Below are 17,920 nucleotides of genomic sequence, written 5' to 3'. Positions count from 1 at the left end.
CAGCGAGCGCATGTACCCCGGCGAACGGTTCAACGGATACAGCCACCTGCTGGGCCTGCTGCTCGCATTGCCCGCGACAGCCCTGCTGCTCGCCAAGACCGTGCCCACCGGCGATCCCGCGCGCATCGCGGGAGCGCTGGTGTTCTCGCTCTCGGCCGTGGCCCTGTATGCGGCCTCCACGCTCTTCCACAGCACGCGCGGCCGGCTCAAGCGCATGTGGGAGCGCGCCGACCATTGCGCGATCTACCTGCTGATCGCGGGCACCTACACGCCCTTCGCGCTGGTCACGCTGCAAGGTCCGTGGGGCTGGCTGCTGCTGGCGACGATCTGGGGCGCGGCGCTTTTCGGCATCTGGCGCGAGCTGATGCCGGCCGGAGGCAAGGCGTTGAAGAAGCCATCACTGGCGCTGTATATCGGCATGGGCTGGCTCGGTGTGCTGGCCGCCGTGCCGCTGGCCGCGCGGCTCGAGGGCGCGGGGCTGGCATGGCTGCTGATCGGCGGCGTGCTCTACACAGCGGGAACGGTGTTCTACCGCAACCGCCAGGGCTTCCGGCATGCGCACGGGGCCTGGCACCTGTTCGTGCTGGCGGGGACGGCGAGCCACTATGTGGCGGTGGGGTGGTTCGTGCTGTAAGTCCTACTCCCGCGCAATGGCGCGGAATTCACCCGGCGCCATGCCCTTGAGCCTGCGGAAGTGCCGGTTGAAATTCGAGATGTTGTTGAACCCCACCTCGTAGCAGATGCTGCTGACGTGCTGGCGCGTGGACAGCAGCAGCCGGCAGGCCTTGTCCACGCGCAGGCCGATCACCACATCGGTGAAGGTCTGTCCCGTGGCACGGCGAAAGCAGCGCGAGAAGGTGTGCTCGCGCATGCCGACCACGGCGCTGACTTCGGCGAGCGAGAGTTCTTCCGCGTAGTTTTCCCGGATGTGGTCGAGCGCCGTGTGGATGCGCGTCGCGCGGCCGTTCTCGTCATGCGCGTCTTCCTGCAGCGACGGCGTGCAAAGAAGACGGTAGTCGTTCCATTGCGCAAGCTCGCTCAACAGCGCAGTGAATTCCGAGAAGCGTGCAAGCCCCTGCAGCGCGTGAATGCGCCCGAAGCGCCCAACCGTGCCCTCGCCGAGGCCGAGAAACTGCACGCCATGCCGTGCGCGGGCCAGCAGCGGGCCCGCGTCATTGAGTTCGGGAAACAGCGCCATGCCTCGGCGCAGCGGTTCGTCGCCGAAGCGCAGCACCAGGCCGCACGGCTGCTCAGCCGCCCCGCTGGTGCGGTATTCGATGGCCAGCCTGTGCGGCAGCCTGGGGCCCAGAAGAACGACCGCCTCCGGCGGCACCTCCCTGTCCACGCCGTCGCTCACGCGGATGCGCCCTGGCAAGGCCCCCGTGAGATGGAGTTCGTAGTCGTGCAGGCCGGCCTGCCGGTCGCGGGCTGCGTACTCGGCGCAGTGGATCGAGGTCTTCTTGTCGAACACGTCGGCACCGGGCCGTTGGAGCATCGCGCGGCGCATGGTGTCGGGCATGTGCGGTCGGGCGGCGATGGCTGGCGGGATCGTGTTCAACAAGACCGAATCTCCAACTAGAAAGGAATGGCCTCAGTCACCGGTGCGCTGCACCGCCTGCTGCTGGAACTTCGCAAGGGTGCGGTATTCGTCGCCGAGCTTGCGCGGCAGGGAGAGGTACACGGGCAGCAATTGCCGATAGAGCGCCGCGTTCTTCGGATTGGGCGTGTGGCGGTGCGTGGCGCCCACCATGCCCGACACCACGTCCAGGGAATCGACGTGCCCCAGCGCATAAAGCCCGAGGACGGCCGCGCCGAGGCAGGAGCTCTCGAAGCTCTCCGGAACCACCACTTCGCGGTCGAACACGTCGGCCATCATCTGGCGCCACAGACCCGAGCGCGCAAAACCGCCTGTGGCCTTGATGCTGGTGCTCGTGCCCGCAATCGATTCGACCGCGGGCAGGATGCTGTAGAGATTGAAGATGACGCCCTCGAGCACGGCGCGGATCATGTGCTCCTTGCGGTGATGGATGCCCAGGCCGAAGAAGGAGCCGCGCAGATCCGCATTCCAGTACGGCGCACGTTCGCCGGTCAGGAAGGGATGGAACACCAGCCCTTCGGAGCCGGCCGAGACGCGTTCGGCAATGCGCGTGAGCACCTCGTAGGTGTCGATGCCCAGTCGCTTGGCGGTCTCGGCTTCGGCGGAGGCGAACTCGTCGCGCACCCAGCGCAGGATGATGCCGCCGTTGTTCACCGGCCCGCCGACCACCCAGCGCCGGTCGGCCAGCGCATAGCAGAAGGTGCGGCCTTCGGAGTCGGTCATCGGGCGGTCGATCACCGTGCGCATCGCGCCGCTGGTCCCGATGGTCACGGCCACCTCGCCCGGCGCCACCGCGTTCACGCCCAGGTTGGAAAGCACGCCGTCGTTGGCCCCGACGACGAAGGGCGTGTCGCTCGACAGCCCGAGCTGCGCCGCCGTCTCGCCCGCCAATCCCTCCACGTGCCAGGTCGTGGGCACGAGATCCGAGAGCTGCTCGGCGCGCACACCCGCGAGCGCGAGCGCCCCGGCATCCCAGTCGAGTTGCCCGATGTTGAAGAGCCCGGTGGCCGAGGCGATCGAATGGTCCACCAGCCAGCGGCCGAACAGCCGGAAGAACACGTACTCCTTGATGCCGACGAAGCGCCGGGCCTGCGCGAAAAGCTCCGGGCGCTCGTGGCGCAGCCACACCAGCTTGGCCAACGGCGACATGGGATGGATCGGCGTGCCCGTACGGTGGTAGATCGCGTCGCCCTCCCACTCCGCGCGAATGCGCCCGGCCCAGGCCGCGCTGCGGTGGTCGGCCCAGGTGATGCTGCGCGTCAGCGGCGCGCCGTGCTCGTCCACCAGGATGAGGCTGTGCATGGCTGCGCTGAACGACACGCACAGCACATCGCCCGGCGCCGCCTTGCACTGCCGCACGCACGAGGCAATGGTCGACAGCACGGCCCTGTAGATCTGCTCCGGGTCCTGCTCCGCGGCCGCGGGTTCAGGCTGCAGCAGGGGGTACTCCACCGCATCGTTCGCCAGCACGCGCCCCGCCGTGGAAAAGGCGACTGCCTTGGTGCTGGTGGTTCCGATGTCGACCCCGATGGCGATGCGGTTCATGTGCTTTCTCCTAGACGACCATGCTGAGCAGCATGATGAAGATGATCGCGACAACCGAGATCAGCGTTTCCATCACGGTCCAGGTCTTGAAAGTCTCGGCCACGCTCATGTTGAAGTATTGCTTCACCAGCCAGAAACCCGCGTCGTTCACGTGCGAAAGAATCAGCGAGCCCGCGCCGGTGGCAAGCACCAGCAGTTCGCGGTTCACGCCCGGCACCATGGTGGCGAGCGGCGCGACGATGCCCGCGCCCGTGATGGTCGCCACCGTGGCCGAGCCGGTCGCGATGCGGATCAGGCCCGCCACAAGCCATGCCAGCAGGATCGGCGATATCTGCGCATGCAGCGCCATCTGCCCGATCGCGTTGCCCACGCCGCTGGCCACCAGCATCTGCTTGAAGCCGCCGCCCGCGCCGATGATGAGCACGATGGCCGCCGTGGGCGCCAGGCTGTCGTCGACGAACTTCATGATCTGCTTCGACGTGAAGCCGCGCGCGGTACCGAAGGTGTAGAGCGACAGCAGCAGCGCGGCGAGCAGGGCCGTGATCGGATGGCCGATGAAGTCCAGCCACTGCCGCACGACGTTCTTCTCGTCGAGCGCCACGTCGGCGAAGGTCTTGAGCAGCATCAGCACCACCGGCAGCAGCACGGTGAGCAGCGTGATGCCGAAGCCCGGCAGCTCGCGCGCCTCGGGCTCGTGCGCCAGCTGCGCCATCAGCTCGGGCGAAGCCTCGCCCGGCACGTACTTCGAGATGAACTTGCCGAAGATCGGGCCCGCGATCATCGCCGTGGGCAGGCCGACGAGCAGGCCGTAGAAGATGGTCTTGCCGATGTCGGCGTTGAACACGCCGATGGCCAGCAGCGGCCCTGGGTGCGGCGGCACGAGGCCGTGCACCACCGAGAGGCCGGCCAGCAGCGGGATGCCGATGCGGATCAGCGATACGCCGGTGCGCCGCGCCACGATGAAGACCAGCGGGATCAGCAGCACGAAGCCGATCTCGAAGAACAGCGGAATGCCGACCAGGAAGGCCGCGAACATCATCGCCCAGTGCACCCGCTCGCGGCCGAAGGCGCCGACCAGCGTGCGCGCGATGCGGTCGGCGCCGCCCGACTCGGCCATCATCTTGCCGAGCATGGTGCCCAGGCCCAGCACGATGCCCACGAAGCCCAGCACGCCGCCGAAGCCGTCCTGGAAGGACTTCATCACCAGCGCCACGGGCATGCCCGAGGTCAGGCCCAGGAAACCTGCGGCCAGCGTCAACGCGATGAAGGGATGCACGCGCCAGCGCGTGATCAGAAGGATGAGCCCGAGGATCGCTGCCAGGGCATCGACCAGCAGGAACACCTCTTTGCTTAAACCGAACATGTTGTCTCCAGGATCCTGGCTGCAAGGGGGTGGCCAGGCATTTTTGGGATAGCGCTATCCTCAAAGATCGAAAAAATCAGCCGCAGGGCGATCGAACCGGGTTTGTGCCGATGGCCCAGGGCTGGGATAGCGCTATCCTAGGACTGCGCTGTCCAATTAAATACTGGTATTAACCCCAATAAAATGGCCGACACCTCCGAACGCCCCCGCTCCCGTTCTTCCAGCCGCGTCACGCTCGACGACGTGGCCCGGGTGTCCGGCGTCAGCCCGATCACCGTGTCCCGCGCGCTGCGTGGAGCACGCAACGTGGCGCCGGACCTGCAGGCCCGCGTGCAGGCCGCGGTGGACGAACTCGGCTACGTGCCCAACGTTGCCGCGCGCGCGCTGGCTTCGGCCCGCAGCTCCCATGTCGCGGTGCTGATCCCGTCGCTGACGAACGCCCTGTTCGTCGATTTGCTCGAGGCAGTGCAGGACACGCTGGCGCCTTCGGGTTTCCAGTCGCTGATCGGTGTGACGCACTACGACCTCGCGCAGGAAGAAGCGCTGCTGCGCAGCTATCTCTCGCAGCGCCCCGCCGGGCTGCTGCTGACCGGCCTCGACCGCAGCGCGGCCGCCTCGCGCATGCTGGAAGAAAGCGACGTGCCCTGCGTGCACCTCATGGAAACCTCGCCGGCACCGGGCACCTACAGCGTGGGGCTCTCCCAGCAGGATGCGGCCCGTGCGCTCACCGAGCATCTGCTGCAGCGCGGCCGCCGGCGCATCGCCTATGCGGCGGGCCAGCTCGATCCGCGGGTGATGCAGCGGCTCGAAGGCTATCGGCAATCGCTGCGTGCGGCGGGCTGCCACGACCCGCAGCTCGAACTGCTCACGCCGGGTCCGACGTCCATGGCGCTCGGCGGACGGCAGTTCGAAGACCTGCTCGCCCGCCACCCGGACGTCGACGCGATCTTCTATTGCAACGACGACCTTGCGCAGGGAGGTCTGCTCGCCGCGCTGCGCACCGGCGTCGCGGTACCGCAGCGCGTGGCGATCGCAGGCTTCAACGACCTCGACGGCAGCGACCAGATGCTGCCGCCATTGACCAGCGTGCGCACGCCGCGCAAGGAGATCGGCATGCGCGCCGCCTCGATGCTGCTGGCACTGATGCGCGGCGAGCCGGTGAACGAACCGATGGTGGACATGGGGTTCGAACTGGTGGTGCGGCAAAGCAGCTGAGGGCGCCTCAGCCCGCCAGCGCAGCCACCACGATGCGCGTTGCCGATGCAATGACGTCGCTGCGTCCCTTCGCGTCCTTCTGCGGAAAGGTCAGGTACACCGACAGCACCACCGGGGCACCGGCCGGCGGCCACAGCACGCCGACGTCGTTGGTGCTGCCGTAGGAGCCCGAGCCGGTCTTGTCGCCCACCTTCCAGCCGGCCGGCACGCCCGCCAGGAAACGCTCGGCGCTCGTGGTGTTGCCCAGCAGCCAGGTTGTCAGCTGGTCGCGCTGCGCCGTGCCCAGCGCGTCGCCCAGCGCCAGCCGCTGCACGCTGTCGGACATCGCCGCGGGCGTGGTGGTGTCGCGCAGGTCGCCGGGAATTGCGGTGTTGAGCTCGGGCTCCGTGCGGTCGAGCCTGAAGGCCTGGTCGCCGATGCCGCGCGCAAAGGCGGTGACGGTGGCCGGGCCGCCCAGCATCTTCAGCAGCAGGTTGGCGGCGGCGTTGTCGCTGTACTGCACGGTGGCGGCGCAGAGCTCGGCGACCGTCATGCCGTCGGCCACGTGCTTCTCGGTGATGGGCGACCAGGAGACGAGGTCGGCCTTGCCGTAGCCGATGCGCCGCGCGAGCAGGCTGGCGTCTTTCGCGCTGCGTTCGAGCACGGCCGCCGCCAGCATCAGCTTGAAGGTGCTGCACAGCGGAAAGCGCTCGTGCGCCCGGTGCTGGATGCGCGCACCGCGGCCGGTGTGGAAGCCGGCCACGCCCAGGCGGCCGCCCGAAGCGCGTTCGAGCTCGGCGAGCTGCGCCTCGGCCGAAGACGGCGATCCCGCTCGGGACCACGCGGTGCATGCGCCGGCGAGCGGCAGGACGGAGGCCGCGAGCAACAGGCTGCGGCGCTGGATGGGAGGATTCATTTCGTCTTCTCTTTCATTCGGCGTGTGGATGGGACGAAGCGAATCCTAGGAGCGCCCCTCCCGGCGATCCAGCCGCCCGGCGACGTTCCGCGTCCCGGGTGTATCTGCTGTAACGGCGCCGAGCGGCTTCAGGCCGGCGGCGGCGGCGCGGGCCGAAGGCATGTCTTCGCGATCAGCACTGCTCCCGACACGCAGCACAACGCGAGCATGAGCAGCGCGTACCTCGCGCCCCGGGTGAGCAGCGCAACGTCCAAGGCCGAAAGGCCTGTACCGCTGTGTCCCAGGATCATTCGCTGCGAGTCCTCGGGCAGTTGCGCCATCGCCACGCCCAGCGTCAGCGCTGTGCCTACCATGATTCCCGCGTTCTGGAGCGTCGAGCGCACGCCGTTGGCGATGCCCCGGCGCTGGGGACGCACGCTCTGCAGGATCGACGCGTTGTTGGGCGTCACGAAACTCCCTATGCCGCAGCCGAGCATCAGCAGGCACATGGCAAGCTGCCCGGCACCGATCGCCGGCTGCAGCAGCGCGGCCAGCAGCGCCAGCGCGCCTGCGGCAAGCAGCATCGCAGCCATGCAGATCGATTCGGGCCTGAAGCGCTGCAGCAGGCCGCCGGCCACGGGCGCGGCCACCAGCATCCCGAGGGCCACAGGCGCCACGCGCAGCCCGACATCCGAGGCAGACAGGGCCGTGCATGCCTGCAGATACAGCGCTATCAGCAAAAGAGGCGCCGCCTGCGTCATCGACAGCAGCAGGATGCATATGTAGGCGGTGCGGCGTCGCAGGTCGCCGAAGAGTTCGGGGTCGACCAGCGGACTGGCCACGCGCCGCTGAAGCCGGGCGAACGACAGGATTCCCGCGCCGCCCGCGAGCAGGAAGCCCCATACCGACATGCTGGCCCAGCCGTGGCTCCCCGCCAGCGAGAGCGCATAGGTGACGCATCCGATCCCGGCCAGAGACAACGCGGCGCCGGCCATGTCGAAGCGCTCGGCACGGACCGCCGCCGTCTTCGGGAGGATCCGCCACGACCATGCCAGGACGCACAGGCCGACCGGGACATTGAGCATGAAGAGAACCCGCCATCCCCACCACGACATGATGAAGCCGCCCGCCAGCGGGCCGGCGACCTGGGCCAGCGCGGCCACCATCGCGAGCACACCCAGGGCGAGCCCCATCCTGCGGCGGCCGAACGCATCGCCCACCAGGGCGCTGGTGTTGGCCATGACGCCCGCGGCGCCCACGGCCTGGCAGATGCGGAAGACAAGCATCGTTTCCGCGCTCGTCGCGACGGCACAGGCTGCACAGGCGGTCACGAAGAGGCCCAGCCCCGCCAGGAACAGGTGCCGCCGCCCCCACAGGTCGGCGAGCCTTCCGAAGCTGAGGATGCACACGGTGCTCACGAGCATGTAGGACAGCAGGATCCAGCTCGCCTGCGCCGGCGAGGCCTGCAGGCTGCGCCCCACCGCGGGCAGCACCACGTTGAGCGCGCTGAGATTCAGGAAGCACAGCAGCGCGCCGAGGCATGCCGCGGCGAGCACGGCCCATCCGGCCCTGTCCTCGTCGTCGGCAGCCGCCTCTGCACGCGAAGAACCGGCGATGAATGCGGCTGCCACCGGTTCAGTCTTCGCTCTTGAATCCCGAGGCCTTGACGATGGGGCGCCAGTACTCGCGGTCTTCGTTCATCACCCGGGTCACTTCCGCGCCGGGAAGCCCCGTCGGCTCGAGGCCCATGTGATCGAGTTGCCCGCGCACCCGCGGGCTGCGAATCGCGGCCAGGAACGCGCTTTCGAGCTTCGCCACAACTTCCTTCGGCGTGCCCGCCGGCACGAACGCGGCATAGGCGGCGTTGGCCCGGTCGAACGCGTCGTAGCCCGCTTCCTTGATCGTCGGAACGTCGGGCAGCCAGCTCAGCCGCTTCGTTCCTGCGACGCCCAGGATGCGCAGCTTTCCGGAACGGTGCAGCTCGAGCTGGCTGGCCAGCGCGTCGGTGCCGACCGGCACGTGGTCGCCGATGATGTCGGTCGCCAGCGGCGCCCCGCCCCTGTAGGTGACCGCCGTCAGAGGCACGCCGATGGCCTTGGACAGCTGCAGCACGCTGAAGTGAAGCCCGCCCCCGAGGTTGGTCATGCCCACGCTGGCCTGACCGGGGTTCTTCCTGATCCACGCCACGTATTCGGGAACCGTCCTGTACGGCTGGCCCGCGCCGGTGGAGATGACGCTGGGCACGTTGGCGAGGTGGGCAACAGGAATGAAGTCCTTGTCGACGTCGTAGTTCAGCCGCGCATAAGTCATCGGAAAGAACACGAACGGCGGCGTCGCGCCGATCAGGATGGTGCGCCCGTCAGGCCGCGACGCCTTGACCGCTTCGATGGAAATGCGGGTCGACGCGCCGGGCCGGTTCTCCACCAGCACCGGTTCCTTGAGCGCCGTGCGCAAGTCCTCGGCCACCGAGCGTGCCAGGTTGTCGAGCGCGCCACCCGGTGGAAAGCCCACGATCAGCCTGATGGGCGCGTTGTTGTCAGCATGCGCGAAGCTTCCGCCCAGGGCGACCAGCGCACTGAGCACGAGTGTCTTTGGAAACGAGGTCATGGTGAGGTACCCGCAAGGTTGATTGACGAAAAACAGGAAGAGAAATGGCGTGCTCAGAAGGCCAGGACCGGCAGCGGATTGGCCGGCCGGTGGTTGGCCTCGAAAGCCGCCGCGGCCTGCAGCAACTGCAGGTCTTCGCGGAAGCCGCCGACGAGTTGCATGCCGATGGGCAATCCGTCGCGGCCCGCGCCGCACGGCAGGCTGATGGCGGGGTGCCCGGTAAGGTTGAACGGCATCGTCCAGGGGAACCAGTTGGGCCGCAGCTCTGCAAATTCCCTGCCGTCGATCTCGATGCTGCCGAAGAGGTCCTGGTCGATCGGCAGCGCCGTGCGCGAAAGAGTCGGCGTGAAGATGAAGTCGTGCGTCTCCAGTTGCGCCTGGACTTTGCGAAAGAGCGCGGTCCTCGCGAACATGGCCTGTTGGAAGGCGACCCCGTCGACGTGCTCCGCCAGCGCCAGCTGCTGCAGCAGCGACGGACTCAACCGGTCGGCATGCGCCTCGGCCAGCGGAGCGAACCGGCCTCGCCAGCTCGTGTGGTTGATCACGCGCCACACCGGCTCGACGTCATAGCCCTCGCCCGTCATCTCCTCCAGGTCCGCGCCCATCGACCGCAGGGTTGCAAGGGCGGCCTCGAATGCGGCGGCGACGTCGGCGGCAATCGGCCGCCCCGCCGGGGTCGCACTGAAAAGGACGCGCTTGCCGCGCAGGTCGCCGCCAGGCTGCAGGTCGTCGAAGTAGCGTCGGGCCGGCACGCCCAGCGACCAGGGGTCCGAACCGTGGGCGCCGGTCATTGCCTGCAGCATGAGCGCCGTGTCGCCGACGTTGCGCGTGGTGGGCGTCACGTAGGTGTAATTGCCGAACGCGTCCTGCACTTGGCTGTGCGGAACCACGCCCAGGCTCTGCTTCAGCCCGACCACGCCGTTGCACGCCGCGGGAATGCGGGTGGAGCCGCCCCCGTCGGTCGCGATGGCCAGCGGCGCGATGCCTGCCGCCATCGACGCGGCGGCTCCGCCGCTGGAGCCGCCGCTGGTGCGCGTCGGATCCCATGCATTGCGCGTGCTGCCGAAGAGTGGCGCGTCGGTCATGCACTTGGCACCGAACTCCGACGAGGTCGTCTTGCCGATGAGGATGCCGCCCGCCTCGCGCATGCGCGCCACGGCCACGGCGTCGTGCGCGGGCACGTGATCGCGATGCAGCAGCGATCCGTAGGTAGTCCTGACGTTCGCGGTGTCGACGATGTCCTTCACGGTGAACGGCAAGCCGTGCAGTGCCCCCACGGCGTCGCCTCTCATGATCGCCTGCTCGGCCTTCCGGGCCTGTTCCGTCGCCTCGTCGTGGCACAGAGTGATGAAGCAGTTCAAGTGCGGCTGGAGCACATCGGCGCGGCGCAGCACCTCGTCGACGATCTCCACCGGGGAGAGTTCGCGCTGCGCGACCAGCGTGCGCATCGCCGACGCGGACATCTCGCAGATCTCGGACCTTGGAAGGCGCGGAAAATTCTTCATGCGCAGATGATTGATACGCGGCAACATTGCGTCCAATACTGTTTTCCAGAAAAGGCATATGCACAGCGTATGGCTACACCCGACCTTAGATCGCTTCGCTACTTCGTGGCCGTTGCAGAGGAGCGCAGCGTCGGCAAGGCGGCGCGGCGGCTCAACATGGCCCAGCCGCCGCTGTCTGTTCACATCAAGAACCTGGAAGCGGCCATCGGCGCGCCCTTGTTCCGCAGGGCAGCGCGCGGCATGGAAATCACCGACGCGGGAAATGCCCTCTTCCAGCGCGCCAAGGAGGCGTTGCTGCTCGCCAACGAAGGATTCGACGCCGCGCGCGCCGTGGGCTCGGGCAGCAGAGGGCGACTCGCGGTCGGAACCATGGTCGTGCTGTCCTACCTGGTGCTGCCACGGCTGGAAAACGAGCTTCGGCTGAGGCTTCCGGACGTGGAGATCCAGTACGTGGAGCTGAACGCCGTCAACAACGTAGAGGCCATCACCGACTCGGACGTTTCGGTCGCGATCTGCATCCCACCGATTGCACAGCCAGGCATTGCGATCGAACGCATCGGCACCCAGCCGCTGCTGCTTGCCGTGCGATCGGATTCGCCGTTGGCACGGATGTCCAGCATTCCACTGGCGCGCCTCTCCGGCATGCCTCTGATCGGCCTTCCCGTTCCGGAAGGCGACATCGACAAATCCGTCGTCACGTCGATGCTGCGCAGGCACGAGGTCAACATGCCGATTGCGCTGCGGGTCGAAACCATGGTGTCCGCATTGGCGCTTGTCCTGGCGGGCAAGGGCGTGGCCATCCTGCCTGCCTGCGCCCAGATCGGCCGCCCCCCGGGCGTGGTGTTCCGCCCCTTTCGCGGCATCGACGCGACGATGGACATCGCCGCGTGCTGGCGCAGCGATTGGGACAGTCCGCTCATCAAGCCGTTTCTGGCGTGCGCGCGCGCGGCGTTGCGGCAGCCGTGAAAAAGCCGTTGCTATCATCGAACCATGCGGCCGCCGGCACCGTGGTGGCGGAGGAAACCAAGTGCGGCTCAAGCTAAGAACAAAGACAGCACTGCTGATCACAGCGCTCGTACTCACGCTGGTCGGTGTGGCTGGCTGGTGGCAGTACCGGAGCCTGTCCAGCGAGTACCTCAACCTGATGCGCGAGCAGCAGCAGGCACTGACCGACAGCGCAGCGGCGGATCTCGACTACAAGCTCGAAATCCATCTGGCAGCCTTGGCGCGTGCGGCCCGGGAACTCAGCCTGCATGGCTTCGCGGACCCCGCGGCACAGCAGCGTTTCCTTGCCGACGAGGACCTGCGCACGATGTTCGACAACGCCGCGCTGGCGACACTGGACGGCGCCATCGTCGCCATCGACCCGCCCACCAGCCGGCCTTCGAACGTCGGCGACCGCGACTACTTCCGGCGCGTGCGCGACATGGGCCAGCCCGCGATCTCTGCGCCCCTGCTCACGAAGAGCACCCAACAGCCCGCGGTCGTCATGGCGGTCCCCGTCAAAGACCCCGATGGTCGCCTCGCCGGCGTGCTCGGCGCGGCGCTGAACCTGCAGCGCGCCAACGTGCTTGGCGATCTCAGCCGCGCCACCATCGGCCGGGGCGGCCACTACATGATCGTCACGCGCGGCCAGTCTCCGCAGATCGTCATGCACCCCGATGCGAACCTGCTGCTCAAGCCCGCAACCGCAGTCGCAGTCGCCTTCAACGGCGGTACCGAAAGCGACATGGCAACGCGCGCCGCCGTGCCCAGTGCCGACTGGGAACTGCGCCTGATCGTGCCTGCGCGCATCGCCTACGCACCACTGGAAAAGGCAAGGCGCAACCTGCTGCTGCAATTGATCGGGCTGGGTCTGGGCTGCGCGCTCCTGGTCTGGCTGGGGACTGCGTGGGTCATGCGCCCCCTGGAGGCGTTGAGCGGCGCGATCCGCACCCTGCGCCGTTCGCCGGACAGCGAGGTAAGACTCGACGTCGTCGCCAACGACGAGCGCGGGGACCTGGCACGCGAGTTCGATGCACTGATGGCCGACCTGCGCGAGCAGCGGCTCGAGATGGCGGCGGTCACCGATGCATCACCCGTGGGATTGTTCCGTTGCGACAGCGACGGGCGCATGACCTACGTGAACGACGAGTACCTGGCGATCCACGGGCTCGAGCGGAAGGACGCCGAAGAAGGCTGGCTCACGCTCGTGCGCGAGGAGATTCGAGAGACGGTTCGCCAGGACTGGGTTCGTGTCGTCAGCACGGCCGCGCCGTTGAGCGCCACACGCCGGCTCCATCGCAGGGATGGAACCCAGGTGCTGGTGGCATTGAGAAGCCGGCCTGTGCTCGCCGAAGGCCGCGTCCTCGGCCACGTGGGAACGGTGACCGACATCACCGAGCGCACGCGGGCCGAACGGGCACTTCGCACGTTGACGGCCATCTTCGACATGACGACCGACTACATCGTCCAGCTCGACGCGGCGGGGCGGCTCATCTACATGAACCCGGCCGCGCGCCGCCGCACGGGGCTGGCCCTCGACGCCCCCATCGAACAGTTCAGCGCGGCCGACTTCAATCCGCCGGAGACGATGGAAAGGTTCCGGTCGGAGGTGGTGCCCACCGCGGTCAAGACCGGCGTCTGGGTGGGCGAATCGATGGTGTGGGACGCCGAGCACAACGAGTTTCCGGCCAGCCACATGGTGATCGCGCATCGCGACAAGCATGGCAAGGTGGAGTATTTCTCGGGGCTGATGCGCGACATTTCGGCGGCCAAGGCCGCGGAGCGGGCGCTGCGCGAGAGCGAGCATCGCCTGCGCATGGTGACGGACCACCTGCCGGCGCTGGTCTCCTACCTGGACCGCGACCTGCGGATGCGCTTCGTCAACAAGGCCTATCAGGACTGGTTCGGCGTCCAGCCCGAACAACTGCTCGGCCTGAGCCTGCGCGAGTTCTACGGCAATGAAGCGTGGGCACAGATGGAGCCGCACATGCGCGCCGCTCTGGCCGGGCGCCAGGTCACTTACGAGCGCAGGCTGGCAACGCCTGGCGGGCGCCGCGATATCCAGGCCACGCTGGTTCCCGAGCGCGACGAACGCGGCGAAGTGATCGGCCTCTATACGCTGGACAGCGACATCACCGCGCACCACGAGGCGGAGGAAGCCCTCCAGGAAAGCGAGGCGCGCCTGCGCACGGTGGCCGACGCACTGCCGATGCGTGTCGCCTACATCGATGCGGAGGAGCGCTATCGATTCAACAACCTGGCCTACGAGCGCGGGTTCGGACTCTCCCGCGACCAGATCGAGGGGCACACCGTGAAAGAGCTCCTGGGCGAGCCCGCCTACGAGGCCGTGCAACCGCACATCCGCGCGGCCCTGGCCGGCGAGGTCGTCACCTTCCAGAGCGAGATCGACAAGAGCGACGCCTACTACTGCTACGAAGCCCAGTACATCCCGCAACCTGCAGTGAACGACGAGGCCATCGTCGGCTTCCATGCCGTGATCACCGACATCACGCGGCAAAAGCTCGAGGAGAAGCGCCTGGTGAACCTGGCGCAGATCGATCCTCTCACCGGTCTTGCCAATCGCGCGGGATTCGAGGTGCGCCTGGCGCAGGCGATGGAGCGTGCGCGAGGCCCCGGTGCATTGATGGCGCTGATGTACCTGGACATCGATGGATTCAAGCAGATCAACGATCGGTTCGGCCACCAGACGGGAGACGAGCTTCTGCGGGGCTTCGCGGGCAGGTTGTCGCAGGCGCTGCGCTCCAGCGACGTCCGCGCGCGCCTGGGCGGCGACGAGTTCACGGTAATCATGGAGGGCCTGTCCAATGGGGACGCCGCGGTTTCCGCCGCCTCGAAGTTGATCAAGGCCATGCAGGTGCCGTTCACCACCGAACAGCGGACGATCTCCATCAGCACGAGCATCGGCGTGGCGTTCTACCAAGGCGGCACCGCAACGGCTGCCGCGCTCATCAGGCAGGCCGACGAGATGCTCTACCAGGCCAAGGGGGCGGGCCGCAACAACTTCCAGGTGGCGCCACAGCCCGTCGAGGGAAAGCGGAAATGACGCGGCGATAGACCTCCGGATCCAGAGCATCCTGCCCGCAGCTATGCTCCCGGCACATGCCGCCACCCGTCACGATTCCTCGCACGCCTCGCCGCTCGTTGGCCGTGCTCGCCTGCGCCCTGTGGCTGGCCTTCGCAAGTCCCGCGTCGGCCGCGCAAGGCTGCCTCGACACCGCTACGCAAGCCCCTTCGCCATCGCGCGCGCTCGCCATGGCCACCTTCGCGCTGCAGGAGCACGAAGCCTTCGGTGGCCAGGCCATGGACGCCGAAGGCCGCATGACCGAAGCCGGCAGCTCCGAGGCCGAAGACACGCGCCCCACCCTGCCGGGCCTGGCGCCATGGCAGCGGGTGCTCGGCTATTGGCAGGCGGTCGACCCGCGGCTGCCGTCGCTCGTGCGCTTCGGCGCCCTGCGCCCCGCCGACCGGCACCTGCTGATGCAGGCGTTGAACGAGGCGACGGCCGGGCGGCTTCAGGGCATGGACGTAGGCCCCGACGAGGGGCTTGATTCTGGAGAGCTGCGCGCGGTGCAGGTCGCCCTCGCCCGCGTCGCGGTGATCGACACGCCCTGGTCCGCGGCCTTCATCAGCTGGCTGGCGCGGCAGGCCGGTCTGGCGGACGACGAGTTCGTTTTCTCCGAAGCGCATGTCGACTATGCGGGCGCCGCCTGGCAAGCCGGCATCGACGAGGCCGCGGGCCGGCCCACGCGCTACGCCCTGCGAGCCTGCGACCTGAGGCACACGCCGCCGCGCATCGGCGACATCGTCTGCCAGGCGCGCGGCGCGGGCGCCGAACTCGACACCTTCGACAAGATCGGTGGAGTGCTGGCCACGCGCGACACCGGCGGCGAGTCGCTGCCCATGCACTGCGACGTGGTGGTGGCCGTGGATGCCACGGGCTTCGACACGGTGGGCGGCAACGTGCTGCAGTCGGTCACGCGGCGCCGGCTCGACTTTGCGCCGGGCACTCGGTGGCTGGACCCGAGCTACCAGTCCGAGGGATGCACGCCGGGCACGCCGGGCTGCATCGATCGCCACATGAGCCGCCAGCCCTGGTCGCTGCTGCTGCAGTGGCGCTGAACCGGCTTACTTGTAGAACGCCTCGACCTTGCCCTTCAGCTTGAGCAGCAGGGGCTTGCCCTTGCGGTCGAGGGTCTTGCCGGCGGGCACCTTGACCCAGCCTTCGCTGATGCAGTATTCCTCGACGTCGAGGCGGTCCTTGCCGTTGAAACGGATGCCGATGTCGTGTTCGAAGGCGGCGGCCACGTGATGCGGGCTGCGCGGATCGATGGAGAGGTGATCGGGAAGGGGTGGGCGGGGAGTGGCTTCTGTCATGGCGCGTGATGATAGGGGCTCCGCGCCCTGCCCTAGCGCCGCTTCTTCTTCGCGTGCCGCGCCGGGGGCTTTGGCGCGAAGCCCAGGGCGGCACGGGCCAGTGCGTCGGCCTCGCCATTGCGGTGGCGCGGGATCCACTGAACTCGCGCGTCGTCGAAGCTTGCGAGCAAGGCGCGGGCATCGTCGAACAACGCGGCCATGCGCACGATCGGCTTCGCTTCGGACGCGGCCAGCTGCTCGACGAGGATGCTGTTGTCGCTGTAGGCCCGCACCGCCGTCGCGCCGCGTGCGCGCAGCTCCTGCAGGGCCAGCGTCAGTGCGAGCAGTTCGGCCTCGTTGTTGCAGCCGGTGGTGTGCGTGGCCTGCGACAGCGTGTGGCGCGCTCCGTCCGGCGCGGTGAGGACGGCGCCGATGCCCATGCGGCCCGGGTTGGGCATGGCGCTGCCGTCGCAATAGACGGTCCACGGAAGAAGGCTGTCGGGCCCGCTGGATTCCCCTGCGCTCATTCAGCAGTTGTTGCGCTTGATGCCCGCAAGGTTCTGGCAGGGCCGCTGGCCCGGCGGCGGCCCGGGGTCGCGCACATGCGGCGGCGGCCGGCGGATGGGGCGCACGCCGTCGTAGTACGGGTCGGGGCTCAGGATGACGACGCCGGGAGGATCGGAGGAGACCCCAGGCGGCTGCGTATCGACGGGGTAGCGCGGAATGATGGCCGGCCCCGCCGGCGGATTGCCGGCCACCTGGCTGGGCGGCGGCGCGGCGCTCGGCGCCGGCGTGTACTCCGGCCGGCGCGCCTCGCCGGGCGGGGATTCGAGGATCGGCACCTCGCGCGACACCTTGCTGCCCGGCGGGCAAGCCACGTTGGTGTACGAAATGGCCCCGGCGGCGTCGATGCAGCGCACCACCTCCGCGCGGGCCCCCAGCGCCGCAGCGAAGATCGCGAGAGAGACAGCCAAGGTGCGCATCGGATGGGTTTTCAGCGGAGGTTGCGGGCGGGCCAACACCCGGGAATCGCCCGGGTTATCCACTGTAGCCGTTGCAGCCCCGGCGCGCACCTGCGGCATGATCGCAGCATGGACAACCACCGCCCGCATCCACTCGTCATCGTCAAGCTCGGGGACACCTTCGAGGCCCTGCGCGCACAGCACGGCGACTTCGAGCACTGGATCGCCGACGGGCTCGGCACGCGCACGCTGCCCCTGCTGGTGGTCGACCCGCGACGCGGCGACGCTCTGCCCGACCGGCCCAGGTGTCGGGTGTGGTGGTGACCGGCTCGCACGCAATGGTGTCGCACCGCGAGCCCTGGAGCGAAACCACCGCTGCGTGGCTCGCGCAGCTGGTGGCGCACGACACGCCCGTGCTCGGCATCTGCTACGGCCACCAGCTGCTCGCGCATGCGCTCGGCGGCGAAGCAGGCAATCATCCGGCGGGCGTGGAGGTCGGTACCGTCACGGTCACCCTCGAAGAGGCGGCCGCCACCGATCCGCTGTTGCGCGGCCTGCCCGCGCAGTTTCCGGCGCACGTGGTGCACTGGCAGAGCGCGCTTCGCCTGCCCGAAGGCGCGGTACGGCTGGCCGGCAACGACCACGAGCCGGTGCACGCCTTCCGCATCGGCAAGCACGCCTGGGGCGTGCAGTTCCACCCCGAGTTCGACGCCGAGGCCATGCGCGGCTACATCGACCTGCTGGCCGACGACCTGGCTTCCGCCGGCGTCGATCCGGCCGCGCTGCGCGAGCGCGTAGGCCCTACCGACACGGCGGCCGGGCTGCTCGGGCGCTTCGCGCGGATTGTCGAAGCGCACCACGGCAGCTGAGCTTCGGCGGCCCGAAAGCACTGCC

General features: G+C 68.4%; 17 protein-coding genes. 7 read left to right on the top strand and 10 right to left on the bottom strand.

Features of this window, described 5'->3' with window-relative positions:
• The first annotated feature begins 10 nt into the window (after positions 1-10).
• Entirely contained in the window at positions 11-634 is a 624-nt protein-coding gene (trhA, locus tag PMI12_RS16430; RefSeq protein ID WP_007834601.1) for a PAQR family membrane homeostasis protein TrhA, read from the top strand.
• A 3-nt stretch (positions 635-637) separates the two neighbouring features.
• On the opposite strand, the gene PMI12_RS16425 is transcribed toward trhA, so the two are convergent.
• The 3 genes from PMI12_RS16425 to PMI12_RS16415 are packed head-to-tail and all read right to left on the bottom strand — an operon-like array spanning position 638 to position 4,505.
• A complete protein-coding gene (locus tag PMI12_RS16425; protein WP_237726105.1) occupies positions 638-1,561 on the bottom strand; it encodes an AraC family transcriptional regulator in 924 nt (307 codons plus the stop codon).
• A gap of 30 nt (positions 1,562-1,591) precedes the next feature.
• Complete coding sequence (gntK, locus tag PMI12_RS16420) at positions 1,592-3,142, bottom strand: gluconokinase (protein ID WP_007834599.1); 1,551 nt, start codon at positions 3,140-3,142, stop codon at positions 1,592-1,594.
• A gap of 10 nt (positions 3,143-3,152) precedes the next feature.
• Entirely contained in the window at positions 3,153-4,505 is a 1,353-nt protein-coding gene (locus PMI12_RS16415) for a GntP family permease (protein ID WP_007834598.1), read from the bottom strand.
• 183 nt (positions 4,506-4,688) lie between these two features.
• On the opposite strand from PMI12_RS16415, the gene PMI12_RS16410 reads away from it, so the two are divergent.
• The gene (locus PMI12_RS16410; RefSeq protein ID WP_007834597.1) at positions 4,689-5,720 is read left to right on the top strand and encodes a LacI family DNA-binding transcriptional regulator; all 1,032 of its coding nucleotides are present in this window, start codon (positions 4,689-4,691) and stop codon (positions 5,718-5,720) included.
• 7 nt (positions 5,721-5,727) lie between these two features.
• On the opposite strand, the gene bla is transcribed toward PMI12_RS16410, so the two are convergent.
• The 4 genes from bla to PMI12_RS16390 form a co-directional block, all read right to left on the bottom strand.
• Positions 5,728-6,615, bottom strand: coding sequence for a class A beta-lactamase (gene bla / locus PMI12_RS16405; protein ID WP_007834596.1), 888 nt, complete (start codon positions 6,613-6,615; stop codon positions 5,728-5,730).
• A gap of 128 nt (positions 6,616-6,743) precedes the next feature.
• Entirely contained in the window at positions 6,744-8,225 is a 1,482-nt protein-coding gene (locus PMI12_RS16400; protein WP_237726104.1) for an MFS transporter, read from the bottom strand.
• 4 nt (positions 8,226-8,229) lie between these two features.
• Positions 8,230-9,201, bottom strand: coding sequence for a tripartite tricarboxylate transporter substrate-binding protein (locus PMI12_RS16395; RefSeq protein WP_007834591.1), 972 nt, complete (start codon positions 9,199-9,201; stop codon positions 8,230-8,232).
• A 53-nt stretch (positions 9,202-9,254) separates the two neighbouring features.
• Positions 9,255-10,706 (bottom strand): amidase, encoded by a 1,452-nt coding sequence (locus tag PMI12_RS16390; protein ID WP_042673589.1) that lies wholly within the window; start codon positions 10,704-10,706, stop codon positions 9,255-9,257.
• A 69-nt stretch (positions 10,707-10,775) separates the two neighbouring features.
• On the opposite strand from PMI12_RS16390, the gene PMI12_RS16385 reads away from it, so the two are divergent.
• The 3 genes from PMI12_RS16385 (at position 10,776) to PMI12_RS16375 (ending at position 15,830) form a co-directional block, all read left to right on the top strand.
• Positions 10,776-11,672: a LysR family transcriptional regulator gene (locus tag PMI12_RS16385; protein WP_007834588.1), complete on the top strand. Its 897-nt coding sequence runs from the start codon at positions 10,776-10,778 to the stop codon at positions 11,670-11,672.
• Positions 11,673-11,733: 61 nt separating this feature from the next.
• Entirely contained in the window at positions 11,734-14,754 is a 3,021-nt protein-coding gene (locus PMI12_RS16380; RefSeq protein ID WP_007834586.1) for a PAS domain-containing protein, read from the top strand.
• A gap of 56 nt (positions 14,755-14,810) precedes the next feature.
• The gene (locus tag PMI12_RS16375) at positions 14,811-15,830 is read left to right on the top strand and encodes a DUF2272 domain-containing protein (RefSeq protein WP_042673569.1); all 1,020 of its coding nucleotides are present in this window, start codon (positions 14,811-14,813) and stop codon (positions 15,828-15,830) included.
• Positions 15,831-15,836: 6 nt separating this feature from the next.
• Here PMI12_RS16375 and PMI12_RS16370 read toward each other — a convergent pair whose 3' ends face one another.
• Genes PMI12_RS16370 through PMI12_RS16360 form a run of 3 tightly spaced genes read right to left on the bottom strand, consistent with a single transcriptional unit; the run spans position 15,837 to position 17,038 of the window.
• Positions 15,837-16,085, bottom strand: a complete 249-nt coding sequence (locus PMI12_RS16370) for a DUF3297 family protein (protein WP_007834582.1) — start codon at positions 16,083-16,085, stop codon at positions 15,837-15,839.
• Positions 16,086-16,117: 32 nt separating this feature from the next.
• The gene (locus tag PMI12_RS16365) at positions 16,118-16,591 is read right to left on the bottom strand and encodes a ribonuclease HI family protein (protein WP_007834580.1); all 474 of its coding nucleotides are present in this window, start codon (positions 16,589-16,591) and stop codon (positions 16,118-16,120) included.
• A complete protein-coding gene (locus PMI12_RS16360; protein ID WP_157632212.1) occupies positions 16,592-17,038 on the bottom strand; it encodes a DUF4124 domain-containing protein in 447 nt (148 codons plus the stop codon).
• 117 nt (positions 17,039-17,155) lie between these two features.
• Here PMI12_RS16360 and PMI12_RS29440 point away from each other — a divergent pair, with 117 nt between their 5' ends.
• Positions 17,156-17,350 (top strand): hypothetical protein, encoded by a 195-nt coding sequence (locus tag PMI12_RS29440; RefSeq protein ID WP_007834576.1) that lies wholly within the window; start codon positions 17,156-17,158, stop codon positions 17,348-17,350.
• Positions 17,347-17,895 carry a glutamine amidotransferase gene (locus PMI12_RS16355; protein WP_237726103.1) on the top strand — a complete coding sequence of 183 codons (549 nt, stop codon included), beginning with the start codon at positions 17,347-17,349 and terminating at the stop codon, positions 17,893-17,895. Before PMI12_RS29440 ends, PMI12_RS16355 begins: the two co-directional genes overlap by 4 nt.
• The last annotated feature ends 25 nt before the right edge of the window (positions 17,896-17,920 follow it).

The organism is Variovorax sp. CF313, assembly GCF_000282635.1.
In the GTDB taxonomy this organism is placed as follows: Bacteria; Pseudomonadota; Gammaproteobacteria; order Burkholderiales; family Burkholderiaceae_C; genus Variovorax.
This window is presented reverse-complemented; position numbering and strand designations above follow the sequence as displayed.